Raw genomic sequence first — 20,491 nt, forward strand, 5'->3', positions numbered from 1 at the left:
CAACAGACGCATACACAAATACGTGCGACATTGAACATCTTGTTCATCTGTAGTGACTTATTCATTTGCGATTTGACTGTTATTTTAAAAAATTCTTGCATTTGTTTGTTTTTATAAGCTTCTCGAAACTGCTGAAAATACTTCTATTGATTTTAAAATTTATTCAGCGGTTTTAACCGACGTGCATAACTATTATTTAGATTGCTAACTTATTGTATTTGATAGTATTTAGGGTCATACAAATGTGCGAATATTTTTTCAATATCGCAAGTATTTCAAAAGAAAAAAATCTTAAAAAACGTTAAAAAACAACCTTTTATCGTTAAAAAACACCCTACAAAATTGTGTTTTCACTATTTACAGGTTTAATCTTACAAAAAATTAACTAACTTTTCTGTTTCAATCTATCAAAGAACTAGCTCCTAACATTAACTTCACTTACAGCCAAACGGCTTCTTTGTTTTTAATTTTCTCTGATACTTTCAAAATATCTGTAATTATACCTCTGGAAATTGCTTGTCTGCATGGGGCTGCACTTTGTATTACAATTGGGGTATTTGAATAGGATTCTGTATAAATTTCAAAAATGGTATCAGAACCTTTTAACTGTCCTATTGCTGATGTTATGGGTTCTGAAATTAATTTTACTTCCAATATGTTTTTTTCAACATCATATTCACCAACATATCTTAAAACATGATTTTCTGCCTGCGCAATTTTTTCGATTCTAAAGGATTTGTCGATTGCCTCTCTATTAAGAACTCCATTTTTCTCTAAATGTTCTTCTTTTATAAGCGAATCAATCTTTATATCTGAGAGTTCAAACTCTTTTCCTATTTCCCTAGTTAAAATCAACAGCTTTCCTGCTGTGTCATTTCCTGATAAATTTTCTTTAAAAGTAGAACGCATTAATCCTAATAAACCTGCATCTTTTAAAATGGAAGAGAATGAATTGTCTTCTGTAGAAAATCTATTAAACACATAACTAAGGTTATCTGAAAATACGCCTCGAATTTTCGTGATTTTTTCTCCTGAATAATAAAGATCTCTTAATGTCTGTAAAACCGGAAAACCAGTATCAACTGAGGTTTCGTATAAAAACTCTTTATCATACTTTTTAAGATTTTCTCTAATTTGTTTGTAAAGATCTATTGAGAGCGTATTTGCTTTTTTATTTACGGCAACAATATTAAATCCGTTTTCGATCAATGTATTATAATGACCAATAAGTTCATCGCTTGCTGTAGCATCTACGGCTATTAAATTCTCAAATTCATTTTCTTTTGCAAATTCGACAATATCTTCAACTCTAAAAGGAACTGCCAATTCTCTAAAATTGGTTTCCCAAGCATATCCAACGCCTTCTTTCTCGAAAAAGGCAACTGTAGAATTGGTAATAATTGGAAAATGAAAGTCGATATTTTTACTCTGAAGGAAAAACTCCTGACTTTCTATAATCTGATTGATTAAAGTGCTTCCTATATTTCCTATTCCAAATAGAATAATATTTATTTTAAGCTTTGACATAATTTTTAGTGTTTTAAAACTATAAAGAGATTTTATTATAAAAAATCACCTCTAGCAGAACTCACGCTGCTAAAGGCAATTTTTCAAACAAAAAACAAAAAAACCTAATTTTTACTGATATTGTACTGCGCTTTAGCTACGTTTTCAAACACCGATTTTAAATCGGCAATCAAATCCTCAATATCTTCTATTCCAACAGAAAGTCGGATTAAATCTTTTGAAACTCCAGTCGATAATTGATCTTCTTCAGACAATTGCTGGTGTGTTGTGCTTGCAGGATGAATTATCAATGATTTTGTGTCACCAATATTTGCCAAAAGCGAGAACAGTTTCGTTTCGTCAACTACTTTTTTGGCCGCTTCAAAACCTCCTTTTAATCCAAAAGTAACAACACCGCTTTGTCCTTGCGGCAAATACTGCTGTGATAAATCATAATATTTACTTGATTTTAAACCTGGATAATTTACCCACACAACCTCATCTTGTTTTTCTAACCATTCGGCTAAAGCCAAAGCATTTTCGCTGTGTTTTTTAATTCGAATTGGCAGCGTTTCTAATCCTTGAATAATTTGAAAGGCATTGAACGGACTCAATGCTGCTCCAAAATCACGCAATCCTTCGATTCTTGCTTTTGCTATAAAAGCTGCATTTCCTAAGGCTTCGTGGTACACTAATCCGTGGTATCCAGCAGAAGGCTCTGTAAATTCGGGGAATTTTCCGTTAGACCAATCAAAAGTTCCGGCATCAATAATAGCACCGCCTAATGAAGTTCCGTTTCCGGCAATATATTTTGTCAGGGAATGAATCACTATGTTTGCTCCATGCGCAATTGGATTCAGTAAATAAGGTGTAGCAACTGTATTGTCTACGATAAAAGGAACTTTGAAGTTTTTGGCTTCGACCGAAATTCCTTTTAAATCTAAAACATCTAATTTTGGATTTCCAAGAGATTCTACAAAAAATGCTCTTGTATTTTCTTTAGCTGCTTTTGTAAAGTTTTCTGGTTTTGAAGGATCTACGAAAGTTGTTGTAATTCCTAAACGCGGTAATGTTACACTTAATAAATTATAAGTTCCGCCATACAAACTATTTGAAGCCACAATGTGATCGCCGGCTTTTAACAATGTCAGCAAGGCTGTAGAAATTGCCGATGCTCCCGAAGCTGTTACAACGGCTCCAATTCCGCCTTCCAGTGTCGCTAAACGCTGCTCTAAAACATCGTTTGTTGGGTTGTTTAATCTTGTATAGATAAATCCTGCTTCGGCAAGACCAAATAAATTGGCGGCATGATCTGAATTATTAAATACATATGATGATGTTTGATAAATTGGCACCGCTCTTGTTCCTGCATTTTTAGTAACATCGTGTCCTGCGTGTAATGCGTTTGTTGCAAATTTTTGTGTACTCATGATTTCTTAGTTTTTTAGGTATTGTTAATACTATTATATATTGTTATTTGATTTTGAAATTGTAATTTAAATAAAAAGATCTTCATCTTCTAGATCATACATTTGAAACAGCAGCGATTTTTGACTTTTTATATTCTGCTCTGTATTTATTCTTACAACTTCTTTTGTTATCTCTTCTGATATGCTATTGTTATTTTGAGAATCGTTTCTCAATAAATATTCTATTGCGATTGAATTTAGTGTTTTCATAATTTTAATTTTAAATGTGTGAATTAAAAAAAAGCCCTTTCGGATGGCGACCAAAAGGGCTTATAGTTCTAACTATAACAAAGATTTTATCTTTCACTTTTGGCAACAGCAAGTTGGGATGCACATTTGCATCATACTACAACACATCATATTTTTTCTTGCTATTGTTTTCATTTTAATTAAAATTTAAGTCTTATTTTAAATTCTACTAATTCGATAGAGTAAATGTAATAAGTATTTATTTAACTACCAAATTAAAAATTGATATTTTATATATTTTTTTCTTCTAGTACTGAAAATCAAATAATCAGCATTAAAAATCAAGATTAAAAAGTTTAGCTGCTCGCTATAGGTATCGGGATAACAGATTACAAAGATTCAAAAAAATCAATGCTAATTCAGTTAATCCGCACATCCCGATACCTATCGCGAGCAACCGACTCTTTCAACTTTTAAAATTTAAAGCTCAAACGAGCAAAACCAAATCTACCGTTTAATCCAAATTGAGATACGGCTCTTGAGTATGCAAATTGATTTGCGTTGCTCAAATCTGTACTTGGCGCAGGCGACAATGTTGGAGTTGTATTTGTAAATGCAGGAGTTGCAGGATTATTTCTATCTGGATAAACATCTCCTATATTATTAAAACCAATTGTTGCTCTAAAATGCTCATTGATTTGATATCCTAAAGATAAGTCTGTAACCAATTTTGCACTATATTCTGGATGTTCGTATACTGACGAAAATCCGTCTAAGTTTACATCTGTTGCTCCTGGATCTGTAACTTTTCCAAAATAGCTGTTTCTTAAATAAATATCTAATTTCTTAATACTGAACGTTGTCATTAAATTTGCTTTCAACTTCGGAATTGCTTCTTCTAAATAAATTCGGCTTGATTCAGGAAAAAATGAATAAATATAAGGGTCTCCACCTGCATCAATTATAGATTTTGGAATATGTAAATCACCTACTCTCTTGGTCTCATTATAGCTTAATGCTAAATCGTTTCGAATGATGAAATCCTGAATTACATCATATTTTTGAGAAATTACTAAGTCAATTCCTTTCGTTTCAGAGTCAATTCCGTTTGTCCAAAACGAAGCTCTTTCTACACCTTTAAGATCAAACGCTTGTTGAAACAATGTCAAGGCATCTTTTTGACTTTGTGAAGTTGCCGCATTTATCTGCGCATCTGTTGGTCTTGCATATTGTCCTGACAATACAACTCGGTCATTAATTCTGGTAAAGTAAGCATCTGTTGCAATTGTAATATTTGCTGCAGGAATTTTAAATGTAAATCCTGTACTGATACTTTTTGATTTTTCTGGTTTTAAATTTTCTACTCCAATGCTTTTTGCAGCTTGTGAATCATTTGTAAAATAACCTACTTGATAAGGCGAGCCATTAATAAATTGTGTTGAACTTGATTCAAAATATTTTTGTTGTAACGAAGGCGCTCTAAAACCAGTTTGTCCAGAAATTCTCCAATTTATGTTTTCATTTAATTTTAAAAGAGAGGCTAATTTAAAAGTAACTGTACTTCCAAAATCTGAATAGTTTTCATAACGCGCCGCTCCATTTACCAGCCATTTTTCTGTGGCATTCAATTCTAAATCTATATATGCCGCTCCACTTTTTCTATCTCTTTCTTTAGCATCTGAAGGTTGAAATCCAGAAAATCCTTGCGCTCCAGCACCACGTTTGTTGCCAAAAAAGTCAGTAACAATTAAAGGTGAATTACTTGGAAGAATTCCAGAAACTACATTTCCGTTTACATCATACAATCCGTATGAAGCTTCTTCACCTTGTTTAATTTGATAGTTTTCATATCTAAATTCTCCACCAAAAGCGACATTCAAACCTGCCAGAACATCATATTTTCTACTAAAATCAAGATTTGTTGTACTTTGTAAAAACGAAACTTTACCTGCATCAAAACTAAATGGCGAATTGGTTCCTAAAGTTGCATTAATAGTATTGTTTACATCATACTTAAAAGAGTTTGTTCCAAGGTTTGAACTCAAATCTGTATCAAAACCAAATAATTCTGTAGTAACCCCTACTGCAGCCGAAGCATCTAGAATGTCTGATTCTATCTCAGGCAAGAATCCATTTTGGTACACTTGTGTAAAAGTTCCTGAACCATTTGGAAGTCTATTAAAAGCATACGATTTACCATTTCTATATGAGATTCCACCAAATGAATATAAAGATGTGATTTCGCTTAAAGGATATTTTGCATTATAATATGCCTGTCCAGAAGCCAGTTCTGACTGACCAACACTCATATTGTAATCACTTCTTTGCTGACCTCTGTATGCCAATTCATTATTAGTTACATCAAAGTTCAAAGCAGTCTGCATTTGTGTAAGCGTTGATGCCGAAGCAATAGCGCTTTGCTGTGCAGGCGTAAAATAACTTACTTGCGGCGCATATTGTTTTAATGATGTCAAAATTTGCGCTGAGTTTGGAGTTGTATTTATGTTACTAAACAGCGAGTTAATTTCAACACCGTTTTGCGCCGCTCTGTTCTCAACAGCATTGTAAGCATTAAAAATAGCATTACTTCTAATTCCTGCACGACTTGTTGCTTGTCTGGTTACAGCTGTACCAGTAATATTTAAGAAACTTCCCGGTTTTCCTAAAGAAGTTCCATAATTTAAATCAACTTGTGCAGTTTGTCCGTCAGCACCGCCTTTAAAGTTGTTAGATCCTGACGATAAATTTGCACCGTACTGAATACCTCCTGATAGATAATTAGCATTCTTTTTAAGTACTATATTAATTACTCCGGCAATAGCATCTGAACCGTATTGAGCTGCCGCGCCATCTCTTAAAACTTCAATTCTTTCGATTGCAAAAGATGGGATTGCATTTAAATCGGTTCCTACTGAACCTCTTCCTGGTGATCCGTTTATATTTACTAAAGCACTTGTATGTCTTCGTTTTCCGTTTACCAAGATCAAAACCTGATCTGGCCCTAAACCTCTTAATTGTGCAGGATCAACGTGATCTGTTGCATCAGCTGTAGATGTTGCATTACTGGTAAACGATGGTGCAACATAATTTAATATTTGAGTTACGCTGGTTTGCGGCGCTCCTTTTGTTATTTCAGATACATTAAAAACATCAACCGGAACCGGCACATCTGTTTTAACTCTATTTTTACTTCTTGAACCTATTATGGTAACTTCTGACAGTTCATTATTCTTCAAACTATCCTGCTCTTTTTTATTTTCCTGAGCTTGAATGCCTGAAAAAGTCAGCAGACCTAAGGCGATTAATACATTTTTTTTCATTGTTTTTCTGATTAATTAGTGTTTTGTTTGGTTTTAAAAAAGAATTACAGTCGTTCTTGTGCAAAAAAAAACCTCTGCAGATTGCAGAGGTTCTATGTATATATTTTTGAAAAAAAACTACAATAGTATCTCTGCGGATAACTCCGGCATCTTACAAGACATCATATTGCAAACTGTTGTTTTCATTTTTTTGTTATTTTGATGGGGCAAAGTTGCAAACTATTTTTGAATCGACCAAACAAAAACAGAAATAATTTCTATTACCCTATCAATTTAGTATGTTATGTTAAATTTACGCCTAAAAAAACAAAAAAATCAAAACTTTGATTTGCAAATCAAAATGGTTTTATACCTTTGCACGCGAATACAGAGGAAAAATTTGAACTGATTGCAACCTCTTCATAATGAAACGGTTCGTTATGGATGCTGAAACAAATATTTCAGTAGTAAAAAATGCTAAAGCAGAAACTCTCCTTTAGCCCTTTTTAGCAATTATTTTTCTCGCTTAATTTTAAATTTAATACATTATTATGGCTTATTTATTTACGTCAGAATCTGTTAGTGAAGGGCATCCAGACAAAGTTGCAGATCAAATTTCGGATGCATTAATTGATAACTTTTTGGCATTTGATGCTGACTCAAAAGTAGCTTGTGAAACTCTTGTTACTACTGGTCAGGTAATTTTAGCTGGTGAAGTAAAATCGAATACTTATCTTGATGTACAGCAAATTGCACGCGACGTAATCCGTAAAATTGGATATACTAAAAGCGAGTACATGTTTGAAGCAAATTCTTGTGGAATTCTTTCTGCAATTCATGAGCAGTCTGCAGACATTAATCAAGGTGTTGACAGAGCTAAGCCAGAAGAGCAAGGTGCTGGTGACCAAGGAATGATGTTTGGTTACGCTACAAACGAAACTGAAAACTTCATGCCATTAGCGCTTGATTTATCTCATAAATTATTACAAGAATTAGCAATCTTAAGACGCGAAAATAACGAAATCACTTATTTACGTCCAGATGCTAAATCTCAGGTAACTTTAGAATACAGCGACGATAACAAACCAACTCGTATTGATGCGATTGTTATCTCAACTCAACATGATGATTTTGACGAAGAAGCTGCAATGCTTGCTAAAATCAAAAAAGATATTGTTGAAATTTTAATTCCAAGAATCATTGCTAAAAATCCAGCTCACGCTCATTTATTCAATGATAAAATCAACTACCATATTAACCCAACAGGAAAATTCGTTATTGGAGGTCCTCACGGAGATACTGGTTTAACTGGAAGAAAAATCATCGTTGATACTTACGGTGGAAAAGGTGCTCACGGTGGTGGTGCATTCTCTGGAAAAGACCCAAGTAAAGTAGATAGAAGTGCTGCTTACGCAACTCGTCATATCGCTAAAAACTTAGTTGCTGCTGGTGTTGCTGACGAAATCTTAGTACAGGTTTCTTACGCAATTGGAGTTGCTGAACCAATGGGTATTTTCATTGAAACTTACGGAACTTCTAAAGTAAACTTAACTAACGGTGAAATCGCTAAAAAAGTAGAAGCTATCTTTGATATGCGTCCTTACTTTATCGAGCAAAGATTAAAATTAAGAAATCCTATTTACAGCGAAACTGCTGCTTACGGACATATGGGACGTAAACCAGAAACAGTTACTAAAACTTTCTCTGCTCCTGGAGGAAACACAAAAACAGTTACTGTTGATTTGTTTACATGGGAAAAACTTGATTTTGTTGACCAAGTAAAAGCTGCATTTGGATTGTAATAATTCAGATTCTTTAATATAAAAATGGCTGTCTATAAATTTTAGACAGCCATTCTTTTTTTACAGCATATAAATTGGACGCAGATGACACGGATTCGCTATCGCGAAAACGCGGATGACACGGATTTTTTTTCTTTGTTTATTTTCTGCTTTGAGCAGAATATAAAATAAAATCCGTTTTCATCCGCGTCTTTACGAAGTAAATTCGTGTCATCTGCGTTCAAACAATAATACAGATCAAACCTAATCTATAAAAATCGTTTATCGCTCTAATTGCACATTTGGCAAAGTTTTAGGACGATTGGCATCATTTGATAAAATCCAACCTGTACGATACATCCATTCTGTCATTTTGCGCAGTTTTACGTAATCAATGTTTTCAGACTCATCCATTGGAGTATGATATTGACTGTGCAGCACGCTTGTAAAGAAAACAGCAGGAATTCCTCTTTTCGCATAAGGCAAATGATCTGAACGGAAGTAAAAATACTCAGGATGTTCTGGTCTGTCCCAAAGTTTATCCAAATCAAATTTTGGTCCCTCGTCATTTGCTTTTTTGGCAATGGCTACTAAATCAGATGAATTTTCATGAGGAGAACTAGAGCCAAGCAATGCTGCTTGATTTACATTGTTTCTTCCAATCATATCACCGTTTAAAACTGCTACAATGTCTTTTTCTGGAACTGTAGGATGCGCTGCATACCATCTCGATCCTAACAATCCGCGCTCTTCAGAACCATGAAATACAAACAAAGCTGTTCTTTTTCCCGGCTGTTTTTTATAGGCTCTTGCAATTGCCAGCATTGCTACACAAGTACTTGCATTATCATCTGCTCCGTTATAAATAGAATCCTGACCATATTTTTGACGTACTCCGTCATGATCTTGATGACCGCTGAAAAGTACATATTCATTTTTCGGCTTAGGGTCTGTTCCTGCAATTGTACCCACAACATTTACTGAAGGATATTTATAGGTTTCAGAAACTACTTCTGTTGACAAAATATCTTTTGTCGTTTTTAAATATTCTAATTGATCTCCGTGTACCCAAAAAACTGGCATTGTTGCACCTATTTTGTCACGGAAACCTTCAATTCCGTAAATTCCTCTTGTCATTTGCGGTTCAACTTGAGACCAGCTTTGTTCTGCTAATTCGTCAGCAACCATAATAAGCGCTACAGCACCTTTTTTTACAACAAGATCATAATACTTATTTCGTACCAAACCTGGATACCTTCTGTCGAAAAGCGAAATATCATCAGCAATTCCTTCTTTTGAAGCCAGTAAAACAACTGCTTTTCCTTTAATGTCGGCTTTTTCGATTTCTTCTTTTGTTGCGGCTCCCAAATACACTAAAGAACCTTCAACTTTTACATTAGTTGTTTCTGCAACCAGAACATCTTTCCATAATTTATATTCTTTCTTGCCTATTTTAAATTTTGTATTTGGCGTAACCTGATGTCTGTACAAATCAAAAAACTGAAAATAAGTTCCATCGTCTCCAGCTGGAGCCATTCCGGCTTCTTTAGCTTTATTAGCAAGCCACATCGATACTTTTAGTTCATCAAGTGTTCCGGCTTCACGACCATTAAAATGATCTCCAGCCATTTGATACATATCGGTTCTAAGATCTTTATCTGTTATTGCCGAAACTAACGGTTTTTTAATTGCCTGTGCAAAAGTCAGTGCGCCAGAGGCAAGTAAAACAAGGAGCATTTTGTTTTTCATACATTTTAATTTAGTATTTCAAACTTAAGCATTTCGAGGCAATTTTTTCGATTTTTTACATCAAAAACAGCAAATAGCAACGATTAATAAACAAAAATGGCTGTCAATATAGACAGCCATTTCATTTTTATCAACTATTGATTTTAATACGTTCCGTTTTGCATTTTAGTTAATGTCTCTTTAATTTCTGCAGCCGTTTCTGCTTCAACCTGAGGATTCAAATATTTCACAGCCAATGTTTGCGTTTCAATTGCTTTTTGTTTCTGCCCGTCTTTATAATATAATTGTGCTAAAGTGTCTAAATAGTAGGGATTATTCTTGGTTACAACCAAACTATATTCTGACCAATTGATTGCTGATTTTATATAATCAGCATTCTCAGGTTTTAAAACAACTGCCCACGCTGCCGAGTTGCAAAGGTTTGAATTATATTCTTTGAATGAATTCCATCCGTTATACGAATAATCAGAATTATAATCGATTGTTGCAAATAAATCGTCTAAGCGCTGAATTGCATTTCCTTTTTCTGTTGACAAATAAGTCTCAAAATAAGCGCTGAATTCTTTTAAAAGAGCAGCATCATTACCATTCTTTTCTGCCTCTTGACTTAGATAGTTTAAATAATTTTTGTAGCAGTCGAAACCGCCTTTTCCTGCTGCAATTAACTTTTTGTATACGGCAATAGCTTTATCTTGACTTGTCTTCCCTTCGGTTTCATCTTGTGCCGCATAAGTATCTTGCTGTAAAGCAAATGAAATTTCGGCGCTTAGGTTTCCTATTTTCACTCCGTCAGCCGATTCGACTGTACTTTTTTCAACCTCTTTGTTTATTTTTTCAATAGCATCATAGTGTTTTATCAAATAATCTATTGCTAAGAAATCAGTGTCATTAAGAATTTTTTCTTCCTTGAACAGCTGTTTAGTAAATCCTTGATCTTTGATTTCTTTTAAAATCGCTTCTACCAAAAGCATATTTGGTTTGGTATCTTTTTGATGTGTTTCAATAAGTTTTTTCCAAATCTTTTCGATTCCTTTTTTATCTTGGACTGCTTTCGTTACTACAAAATCTGTTGAATTAGGATCTGTTACATCATTAGTATCATAATCGTATGAAACTTCTAAAGCTGAAACTTTATTAAAAGCGTTTATCAAATCTGCATCTGTTGCTTTTTTATTTTTTATTGCTTTATCAAAAACTAAAAAAGCATCTGCACGTTTTAGCTGACGGTAGAAATCACTGTAATATCCAAATTGATATTCCTTGCCTGCTAAATCTGATTTTGCTTCTGCTAATACTTCTCCATCACCATTCAAAACTATTATAGCAGGATCGTTTGCAATTTTATTGTTTTTCAGCCATTTTTTATCTTCGGCTCCTGCCAAATAAAAATTGTACACATCATATTGAGGATTGTATTCGGTATACATATTATATCCAATCTGTGTTTCCTGACCTTTTATAAAGAAATCAAAATCAGTTTTTGCAGAATCTTTGCCATTCACTACAACTACTAAAAATTTATCTTTGACTTGTTTGGTTGCGGCAAGTGCATTTTTTAGATTATTTTCTATCTTAAGCTTAAAATCTACTTGGCTTACCGCTGCAATACTATCAAGGGAAAGAGGTTCTGCAACGCTGTCTGCTGCAGCTGATGCTGCTAAAGCTTCTTCTTTTCCTGGATAAGTCCAGTTTGAAACAGTTTTACTTTCGAGCGGAATAACTTTTTGAGATTTCTCTGGCTGAGCATTTTTTTCATTAAAAAATGTCAACGGATTTTTTCCTGCTTTCTCAGAAATTTTCAACCCGCCAATCTTTTGATCAAAAAAACCAGACAGCTTTAAATCGCCTAAAACTGGCAATTCATACTTAATTGTTATTTCTGAAACTTCTTTTGGTAAAGCATATTTATAAACACTAGAACTTCCTTCGTAGCCTTCATACACTAAATACAAAAAATCGGCTTTGTCAATTTCAAACTCTAAATCGGCTTTGATCCAATTAGGGTCTAACTTGGTTTTTATATCTATCAAACTTTGATATTGAACTGAATCTGATCCCTTTTGAGTTCCAATATAAAAAGGATAATAGGCTGGATCTATAAATTTTACTTTGATCTTTTTTGCTTTACTATTGTTTACAAAAGAAAGATCAAAAATATTTTTATCTTTTCCATTTTGTACAAAAAGTAATGAATCTCCTTTGATTTCATAATCACCAGAATATAGAATCAACTCATATTTATTATTATCTAATAAATTAAGCTTGATTTTTTGACCTTTATCTGTAGATAGATATGATCCTTTTTCAATTGTTTTTGTCTGGGAGAATGCAGACATTCCGCTAAACAAGAGCATTAAACTCCAAATAAGATTGCGCATGACTAAAATTTTGTGGTTAATTTTGTTGCGCAAAGGTATTTCTTTATTGTCTGAATCGGAACACTTAAATCTAAAATAATGTAACTAAAATACTATAAATTGTATTTCATTGAGAATATGATATATCGCGGCTGAACGGTATATTGAGAAACCCTTGTAGAGAACTGCGAGAAGCTGTCGTCGTTAAGATATTTTGTATTTAATAAGTTTGTTGCAGAAACTTTGTATTCCCATTTACTGTTCTTTTTTTGGTAAATTAAACTGGCGCTCAAGAAATCATATTCGTTATCTACGGTTTTATTTCCGTTATAATAATGGTAGAATTCATATTCTGAAACAAACGAAAAACTTTTTAAAAAGTAATAATCTAGTCGGGCAAATGGCTTATCTGTATAATAAGTAGAACCGCTGTATTTGTTGATTAACGCATTGTATCCAAATTCAATATTGGGGAAGTTTTTATAATTTGTCGATGCCTTTAATGTGTAGCTCTGCACAAAACTTTCTGTCGTTGCCAGTTTATCATTTTGAATATTGTTGAATTTCGACCAGTTTAAACTTGCAGTTGCCGACGCTTTATAATTTTTCAAGAAAGAACGTCCGTAAGTTCCCATTCCGCTAAAAGTTTCATCGGCTAAATTTGAATTGTATGGTGTTGATGATTGATTAATTCCTTCAAAATCGGCTTTGGTTTTTATAGCATCTACTTTTTTAGTGTAAGATGCATTGGCAAAAATATTCTCAAAATTAAACATATTGTATTTAAAGTAACGAAGCGAATGTACTTGAGAAGTCGCATTTTCCAGAAATCTATTACCGCGAAATAAACTGCTGTAATCAGACAAAACATAACCCGCAGCTAACTGATTAATATCTGTAAAATCATTGGTTAAAGAGAAATTATAGGTCAGCGTTTCTGATTTTTTGATTTGATATAAAGCGAAGAAATCAGGCAGTACTTTTACAAAATTTTGCGAGTAGTTTGTACCTAACTGCGTATTTGTCATTTGGTATGAATGTACGCTTACTCCAGGAGTCAAAGTAAATTTTCCTGTTAGGATTTTATAATGAAAACCTAGAAAGACATCATTAAAATTATAATTTACATCATTATTATTGGCCGCATCATTCAAATCATTTTTATCTCCGTTATCTAACATCTGAAAAATATGAGAATTAAAATCCTGATACGAATAGGTATTTCCTAAAGTTATATTGATGTTGCTTTTTGGTGTTACCATATAATAATAATCCAACTTAGCATCTAGTTTATTAGTCTTTACAAATCGGTTTTGATTGAGATCATTCCTTTTTTGACCAGAAATATAGCCTGACAAATCAAATGGCTGCGTGCGCAAATTGGCGTTATAAAACGGGTTTTCATCTTGATATAAATGCTGCATTTCAAAAGCAAATATATTCTTGGTACTTTGTGTATAATACAAACTCAAATTTTGATTTATTGAGGTCGGATCTTGTTTTTTGCCTGTCAAAATAGTTTCAACTGTTGAGGCATTATTTACAATTGATTCGCGTAGCAAATCTGTATCTTCATTTTGTTTTGATAATTTGGTTAAAATATCATAATCAAACTGAAATTTATCATTTGGTTTATAGGTTGAACTTAATTTAAAAAGTCCCAAATTATTCTTTTGATGCGTTAATTCATCTCGTTTTTGCTGATCTCCAGAATCAAGAATTGTAGTCTGTGATTTGGTTTCAAGATCTGTTTTTGAAGTTGATAGAATTCCAAAACCGCTAATATTCCATGCTTTTGAAACGGAATAAGCGAAGTTTGTTGCTCCAAATTTGGTTTCAATTTCTTTGGCGCGATTATTTCTTAAAATAGAAATTCCTAAATCATTTGAAGAAACATTAAAAGAACTCCCTCCCTTTTTCATCATATTTTTAAAACCGCCGGTAAACTTAAAATAATCTTGTGCGGTAAGCGGCAGCTCTCCAATATTATTAAAATTGGTGATTAAATTAATGCTGTATTTTGGACTGTAATAAAACAATTTTGGGTTAATAATATATCGACTGTCTAGTTCTGCAACTCCAATTCCTGCGGTAACATCTCCAAACCAAAAGTTTTTCTTTCCTTCTTTTAGTTTGATATTCATCGCTACATTATCTTGATCGTTTTCTAAGCCTTTTAAAGCACTTACTTCGTTATAATTTCTAAGAACCTGTACTTTATCAATGGCATCTGCTGGAATATTTTTAACACCTAATTTGGTATCACCGTCAAAAAAGTCTTTGCCTTCAACCATCAATTTACTCACTTTTTTTCCTTCAACTTCAATTTCTCCATCGGCGTTTACTTCCACTCCCGGTAGTTTCTTCAAAACATCCTCAAGTTTCTTTTCTGTTCCAGATTTAAACGAATCGGCATTATAAACAATGGTATCTCCTTTTATAGAAACTGGCATTTCACGCACAATTTCTACTCCTTCCAATTCAATTCCTGCTCCATCTAAAACAATATTCTGGCTGATATTTTCAGTTTTGGCCGAAACGGCAATTTCCTTAGATTTCATTCCAAGATAACTTACTTTGATTGTATAAGAGGTATTCGATTTTAAAGTAAGCTGAAACTTCCCTTTATCATTAGTAATCCCATAAGAATCCATTGCTTTTGTTCCGTTGTTAACTGCCATAATATTGGCCATTTCCAACGGATTTTTTTGTTCGTCCTGAATAACTCCATCAAAACGAACACTCTGAGAAAAGGATATAGAAGTAAAAAATAAGGCGAATAAAAAAAGCGTCTTGTTCATCAAGAAAATAATTAGGATAAATATTTTAGAGTTAGCGTTTTATCGCCTGATCATTATTGTATTTCCTCCACCTGGACCACCTTCGCGTCCGCGATTCATTTCTCTAAATTCTTCCATTTTTTTAATCACTGTTGCGTCGTACTCTTTTTGAGAAATAACTTTTCCTTTTTTTGAGGGTTTTATCTCGACTTTATCTTTAGAATTCAACACTATTTTGGAACATAAAATGTTAGTTTTGCCATCATTTACTTCTAGAATCAAACCCGGAAGTCCCCAATAATTTTCTGGCCCTTGATTAACTGGAATTTCTGGTGTATACCAAGCCGTAACTACGATTTGTTTAGGAATTTCAAAATTATCTTCAAAATTTGTTTTAGTTTCTCCTGACGTCTTTTTTACCTCTTCCTTTTTATCATCATTGTTTTTAGGTCTGAAGTTTCTAAAATCAGTTTTACTGGCTTCTTTAACCGCTGTTGCTTTAAAACAGTTGTAACCTCCAATTTGCTTGGTTTCCTGCTCTAGTTTCCATTCTAATTTTGGAAGGGAATCTACAACTAGAAATTCTTTTCCCATAAATTCCTTATCAACCGTGTACGATTTTGTTTTAACATCTTTATAAAAAGTGCCGCCGCCGCCCAAAAACGAATTCATCATAACTCGCATTCCGCCGCCTTGCTGTCCGGGAGTTTCGAGTTTTTCTTCTTCTTTATAAATGGATGCCGATTTGTCAAAATTTAAAATAAATGTTTTCTCGAGCATTTTTTTCAGACGCTCTTCCATACTTTTTTGCATTTCTGGTGTTATATCGCGATTTCCGGTTCTCACACCTTCAAATTTAGGCGCTTGAGTTTTAGATTCGTAAACCGCTAATCCTTGAAAATCTTTTTGTGCTTGTACTTGACTAAAAACAAGAATCAAAAGCAAGTAAAATCCTTTTTTCATTTCTTTCTTTTTGTAATTCGGTAAGCTTTTCAAAACTTACACTCAAATGTATTATTAATTTTAAAATACTGAAAATTAAATATATCAATCTTAGAATGTCATCGACAAAATTAAGTTTTTGTAAGACTATTAGAATTTAGAAAGATATAAACTTTAAAACAACTAAAACTCTAATTTTAAGAGATTCTTTGACGTGGTTTTTGTACTTTGGCATTTCGAAACCCAATCTTTTATGAGCAAAATACATCGTCTTATTTTTTTACTGCTTTTTATTTCGTGCTCGTTTTCGACTTTTTTTGGGCAAATCCAAAAAATAAAACCCGATGTTGTTTCTAAATTTGAGGCTGATGTTGATGACTTTATTGGCTTTGATTCTTTTGGGTATGGCTATGATATAAAGAACAATGTTTTTAGAAAAGTAAAAGGCAGTGAAATCTTTGAATATAAAAATGTGTCTTTGGGAAACATCAGCAAAGTTGATATTCAAAATCCACTTAAAATGGTTTTATACTACGAAGACTTTAATAGCGTTGTTTTATTAGACAATCAATTGAATAAAATGACGGAAATTAATTTTTCTCAAAATTCAATTCCAATAATAGCTGGCGCAATAGGAATGTCTACCCAAAATCAGCTTTGGATTTTCAACACTTTAAATCAGCAGATAGGTCTTTTTGATTATTTGAAAAATGAATACAAAACAGTTTCAATTCCGCTGACTGAAAGCATAAAGTATTACCAAACTGATTTTAATACTTTTTACTGGATTGATAAAAAAAACAGCTGGTTTTCATGCGATATTTTCGGAAAAATTTCAAGTTTAGGAAATGTTCCTGACTTTGATAAAATCGAAATAATCAGTCCTAAAAAATACATTTACAGCAAAGCTAGTTCATTGTATTTTAGAGACATTAGCAAAGTAAATACCATTCAAGATTTTGAAATTGAAATTTTAGAAAAAACGTTTAATAAATTCTATTACAAAGACCAAATTTTATCTATTTTTACAGCTAAAGAAATTGCAAATTATAAAATCGTAACACCGTAATGCACATAGCAATAGCAGGAAATATAGGCGCAGGAAAAACTACTCTGACTAAATTATTAGCCAAGCACTTTAAATGGGAACCTCATTATGAAGATGTTGTTGATAATCCGTATTTAGATGATTTTTACCATCAAATGGAACGTTGGTCATTTAATTTACAAATATATTTCTTGAACAGTCGTTTCCGTCAGGTACAGCAAATTAGAGAAAGCGGAAAAAAAATCATTCAAGACAGAACGATTTATGAAGACGCTTATATTTTTGCTCCCAATTTATATTCGATGGGATTAATGACCAGTCGTGATTTTGAAAACTATACGTCTTTGTTTGAATTAATGGAATCTTTGGTAAAAGCACCAGATTTATTAATTTATTTAAGAAGTTCTATCCCTAATTTAGTTGGACAGATTCATAAACGCGGACGTGAATACGAAAACTCAATTTCTATTGATTATTTAAGCCGTTTGAACGAAAGATATGAAGCGTGGATTCAGACTTATACTAAAGGAAAATTATTAATTATTGATGTTGATAATATCAATTTCGTTGATAATCCAGAAGATTTAGGAAATATTATCAATAGAATTGATGCTGAATTGAACGGATTGTTTTAGAACACGAATTGCACCGATTTTACACGAAATAAAAAAATGCCTCTAATAATTTTAGAGGCATTTTTGTTTTAGAAACTTTGATTAAGTTGTTAATACTCTTTATTTCGCAGCATCAATTTTTGCTTGAACTTCTTCTTCGGTTCCTTCATAAACTTCTGTGGTTGTTTTACCATTTTCGGTTTTTGTTACAGTTCCTTTAGTTTTTCCATTTACGTTTGTAATTTCAACTCGAACAGATTTTTTTTCATATTTACTGGTATCAAAACAATCTGTTTTTTGATATTTTCCTTTTTGATCAAAATGAGCCAAACATTTTGCAGTTTCTTCTTCAGAACATCCTTTTTCTTTGCACATTGCAATGCATTCTTCTTTTGTCATTCCAGACATATCACCGCATTTAGAATTTGCTCCTGCATGCATTTCTGTTTTAGCGCAGCAAGAACCTTTTCCTGCCATTCCAGCATCAGCGTGTCCTGCACCTAAAATTGGTGCAATTACCAAACCAATTAAACAAGTTAACTTAATTAAGATGTTCATTGACGGTCCAGATGTATCTTTAAACGGATCTCCAACTGTATCTCCAGTTACCGCTGCTTTGTGAGCATCAGAACCTTTATAAGTCATTTCGCCGTTTATCATAACTCCGGCTTCAAAAGATTTTTTAGCATTATCCCAAGCTCCTCCTGCATTGTTTTGAAAAACTGCCCAAAGAACTCCAGATACAGTAACTCCTGCCATGTATCCTCCTAACATTTCAGCTATTAACTGATTATTGTCTGCATAAACTAATTTTCCTAAAAGTACAATTGCGATTGGAAACCCTATTGTCAAAATTCCAGGCAGCATCATTTCGCGTAAAGCTGCTTTTGTAGAAATCTCAACACATTTTCCATATTCCGGTTTTCCAGTTCCTTCCATAATTCCAGGAATTTCTTTAAACTGACGACGCACTTCGTATACCATATCCATAGCCGCTTTTCCAACAGAATTCATCGCTAATGCTGAGAAAACTACTGGAATCATTCCACCAACAAATAACATGGCTAAAACTGGCGCCTTAAAAATATTAATTCCGTCAATTCCTGTAAAAGTTACATACGCTGCAAATAAAGCTAATGAAGTTAAAGCCGCAGAAGCAATTGCAAAACCTTTTCCTGTTGCTGCAGTTGTATTACCTACAGAATCTAAAATATCTGTTCTTGTACGTACTTCTTTTGGCAATTCGCTCATTTCTGCAATTCCACCAGCGTTGTCTGAAATTGGTCCAAAAGCATCAATTGCTAATTGCATTGCTGTTGTTGCCATCATTGCTGAAGCTGCTAAAGCAACACCATAAAATCCTGCTAAAGCATAAGAAATCCAAATTGCTCCACCAAATAAAAGTACTGTTGGGAAAGTAGAAATCATTCCAGTTGCCAAACCAGCAATTACATTTGTTCCTGCTCCTGTAGATGATTTTTGAACAATTGCCATAACAGGTTTTGTTCCTAATCCTGTGTAATATTCAGTTACTGATGAAATTGCTCCACCAACAATCAAACCAACTAAAGTGGCATAAAAAACACGCATTGAAGATATTTGCTGTGCTCCTTCTCCAAAAAATTCCATTGTCATTACTTCTGGAAGCATATGTTGTACTAAAAAGAAACAAGCAACCGCTGTTAAAACAATAGAAATCCAGTTTCCTATATTTAATGCTTTTTGTACTTGTGCTTCTTTTGCATTATCATCAGAGATTTTAACTAACATTGTACCAATAATCGAAAATAAAATTCCGAAACCAGCAATTGCCATTGGAAGTAAAATTGGTCCAATTCCGCCAAAAGCATCATTGATACTTCCACCCATATCTTTTATAACATAATTACCAAGAACCATTGCCGCTAAAACGGTTGCTACATAAGATCCAAATAAATCAGCTCCCATACCCGCAACATCTCCAACATTATCTCCAACATTATCTGCAATTGTAGCAGGATTACGAGGATCATCTTCTGGAATTCCAGCTTCAACTTTACCCACTAAATCAGCTCCAACATCGGCAGCTTTAGTGTAAATTCCGCCTCCAACTCTTGCAAATAAAGCTATTGATTCAGCACCAAGTGAAAATCCGGCTAAAGTCTCTAAAACAACAGTCATTGTTTCAGTATCTTTCCAAACTCCGTCAGAGAAAAGATTAAAGAATAATATAAAGAAAGTCGTTAAACCTAAAACCGCCAAACCTGCAACTCCTAATCCCATAACAGTTCCACCGCCAAAAGAAACTTTTAATGCCTGCGGCAAACTAGTACGTGCTGCCTGAGTAGTTCTAACGTTTGTTTTAGTCGCTATTTTCATTCCAATATTTCCAGCATAAGCAGAAAATAAAGCACCAAAAATAAATGCTATTACGATTAATAAATGAGTTTGTACTCCTGGAATAAAAGTAATTCCTGCCAACGCAATACTGGCAATAATTACAAAAATGGTTAATAATTTATATTCGGCTTTTAAAAAGGCTAATGCTCCTTCATAAATGTAATCTGAAATCTCTTTCATCTTACCGTCGCCCGCATCTTGTTTTAAAACCCAAGCCCTTTTTATTCCCATGAAAAGTAATCCTAAAATTGCCATAACAATTGGCAGGTAAATCATAAATGAATTCATAATATAGTAATGGTTTTTGGTTAATAGTCAACAAACTAACTAAAACGAATTTAAACAAAAAAGCAATACTCCTGACGGTAGTATTGCTTT

General features: G+C 33.4%; 12 protein-coding genes. 3 read left to right on the top strand and 9 right to left on the bottom strand.

Annotated features, from left to right (window positions below; genetic code table 11):
* Positions 1-438: 438 nt before the first annotated feature.
* The 4 genes from ACHRV0_RS00800 to ACHRV0_RS00815 all read right to left on the bottom strand — a co-directional run bounded on the left by ACHRV0_RS00800 (position 439) and on the right by ACHRV0_RS00815 (position 6,484).
* Positions 439-1,527 (bottom strand): aspartate kinase, encoded by a 1,089-nt coding sequence (locus ACHRV0_RS00800; RefSeq protein WP_129053194.1) that lies wholly within the window; start codon positions 1,525-1,527, stop codon positions 439-441.
* A gap of 104 nt (positions 1,528-1,631) precedes the next feature.
* A complete protein-coding gene (locus ACHRV0_RS00805) occupies positions 1,632-2,936 on the bottom strand; it encodes an O-acetylhomoserine aminocarboxypropyltransferase/cysteine synthase family protein (protein WP_395439613.1) in 1,305 nt (434 codons plus the stop codon).
* A gap of 66 nt (positions 2,937-3,002) precedes the next feature.
* On the bottom strand, positions 3,003-3,185 hold the full coding sequence (locus tag ACHRV0_RS00810; protein ID WP_089057458.1) for a hypothetical protein: 183 nt from the start codon (positions 3,183-3,185) through the stop codon (positions 3,003-3,005).
* A 452-nt stretch (positions 3,186-3,637) separates the two neighbouring features.
* The gene (locus ACHRV0_RS00815) at positions 3,638-6,484 is read right to left on the bottom strand and encodes a TonB-dependent receptor plug domain-containing protein (RefSeq protein WP_395439614.1); all 2,847 of its coding nucleotides are present in this window, start codon (positions 6,482-6,484) and stop codon (positions 3,638-3,640) included.
* Between the two features lie 530 nt (positions 6,485-7,014).
* Here ACHRV0_RS00815 and metK point away from each other — a divergent pair.
* Complete coding sequence (metK, locus tag ACHRV0_RS00820; protein ID WP_089052574.1) at positions 7,015-8,265, top strand: methionine adenosyltransferase; 1,251 nt, start codon at positions 7,015-7,017, stop codon at positions 8,263-8,265.
* A 261-nt stretch (positions 8,266-8,526) separates the two neighbouring features.
* Here the strand turns inward: metK and ACHRV0_RS00825 are convergent, their stop codons facing one another.
* From ACHRV0_RS00825 to ACHRV0_RS00840, 4 genes are all read right to left on the bottom strand, one after another.
* Positions 8,527-9,993 (bottom strand): M28 family metallopeptidase, encoded by a 1,467-nt coding sequence (locus ACHRV0_RS00825; protein ID WP_395439615.1) that lies wholly within the window; start codon positions 9,991-9,993, stop codon positions 8,527-8,529.
* Positions 9,994-10,136: 143 nt separating this feature from the next.
* Positions 10,137-12,371, bottom strand: coding sequence for a hypothetical protein (locus tag ACHRV0_RS00830; RefSeq protein ID WP_395439616.1), 2,235 nt, complete (start codon positions 12,369-12,371; stop codon positions 10,137-10,139).
* Between the two features lie 92 nt (positions 12,372-12,463).
* Positions 12,464-15,151, bottom strand: a complete 2,688-nt coding sequence (locus tag ACHRV0_RS00835; RefSeq protein WP_129023087.1) for a carboxypeptidase-like regulatory domain-containing protein — start codon at positions 15,149-15,151, stop codon at positions 12,464-12,466.
* A 39-nt stretch (positions 15,152-15,190) separates the two neighbouring features.
* Positions 15,191-16,093, bottom strand: coding sequence for a GLPGLI family protein (locus ACHRV0_RS00840; RefSeq protein ID WP_395439617.1), 903 nt, complete (start codon positions 16,091-16,093; stop codon positions 15,191-15,193).
* A gap of 232 nt (positions 16,094-16,325) precedes the next feature.
* Between ACHRV0_RS00840 and ACHRV0_RS00845 the strand changes: the two genes are divergently transcribed.
* Together ACHRV0_RS00845 and ACHRV0_RS00850 are read left to right on the top strand one after the other, a co-directional pair.
* On the top strand, positions 16,326-17,141 hold the full coding sequence (locus ACHRV0_RS00845; protein WP_395439618.1) for a hypothetical protein: 816 nt from the start codon (positions 16,326-16,328) through the stop codon (positions 17,139-17,141).
* Positions 17,141-17,755 (top strand): deoxynucleoside kinase, encoded by a 615-nt coding sequence (locus ACHRV0_RS00850; RefSeq protein WP_089052568.1) that lies wholly within the window; start codon positions 17,141-17,143, stop codon positions 17,753-17,755. The genes ACHRV0_RS00845 and ACHRV0_RS00850 overlap by 1 nt, the downstream gene beginning before the upstream one ends.
* A 99-nt stretch (positions 17,756-17,854) precedes the next feature.
* On the opposite strand, the gene ACHRV0_RS00855 is transcribed toward ACHRV0_RS00850, so the two are convergent.
* Complete coding sequence (locus ACHRV0_RS00855; protein WP_395439619.1) at positions 17,855-20,401, bottom strand: sodium-translocating pyrophosphatase; 2,547 nt, start codon at positions 20,399-20,401, stop codon at positions 17,855-17,857.
* Positions 20,402-20,491: the final 90 nt, after the last annotated feature.

This window comes from Flavobacterium sp. FlaQc-30, from assembly GCF_044005885.1.
Classification (GTDB): domain Bacteria; phylum Bacteroidota; class Bacteroidia; order Flavobacteriales; family Flavobacteriaceae; genus Flavobacterium.

Excerpts from the sequence above, each read along its gene's own strand:
- ACHRV0_RS00800 (WP_129053194.1), bottom strand. The coding sequence starts at position 1,527 with ATGTCAAAGCTTAAAATAAATATTATTCTATTTGGAATAGGAAATATA.
- ACHRV0_RS00805 (WP_395439613.1), bottom strand. The coding sequence starts at position 2,936 with ATGAGTACACAAAAATTTGCAACAAACGCATTACACGCAGGACACGAT.
- ACHRV0_RS00810 (WP_089057458.1), bottom strand. The coding sequence starts at position 3,185 with ATGAAAACACTAAATTCAATCGCAATAGAATATTTATTGAGAAACGAT.
- ACHRV0_RS00815 (WP_395439614.1), bottom strand. The coding sequence starts at position 6,484 with ATGAAAAAAAATGTATTAATCGCCTTAGGTCTGCTGACTTTTTCAGGC.
- metK (WP_089052574.1), top strand. The coding sequence starts at position 7,015 with ATGGCTTATTTATTTACGTCAGAATCTGTTAGTGAAGGGCATCCAGAC.
- ACHRV0_RS00825 (WP_395439615.1), bottom strand. The coding sequence starts at position 9,993 with ATGAAAAACAAAATGCTCCTTGTTTTACTTGCCTCTGGCGCACTGACT.
- ACHRV0_RS00830 (WP_395439616.1), bottom strand. The coding sequence starts at position 12,371 with ATGCGCAATCTTATTTGGAGTTTAATGCTCTTGTTTAGCGGAATGTCT.
- ACHRV0_RS00835 (WP_129023087.1), bottom strand. The coding sequence starts at position 15,151 with ATGAACAAGACGCTTTTTTTATTCGCCTTATTTTTTACTTCTATATCC.
- ACHRV0_RS00840 (WP_395439617.1), bottom strand. The coding sequence starts at position 16,093 with ATGAAAAAAGGATTTTACTTGCTTTTGATTCTTGTTTTTAGTCAAGTA.
- ACHRV0_RS00845 (WP_395439618.1), top strand. The coding sequence starts at position 16,326 with ATGAGCAAAATACATCGTCTTATTTTTTTACTGCTTTTTATTTCGTGC.
- ACHRV0_RS00850 (WP_089052568.1), top strand. The coding sequence starts at position 17,141 with ATGCACATAGCAATAGCAGGAAATATAGGCGCAGGAAAAACTACTCTG.
- ACHRV0_RS00855 (WP_395439619.1), bottom strand. The coding sequence starts at position 20,401 with ATGAATTCATTTATGATTTACCTGCCAATTGTTATGGCAATTTTAGGA.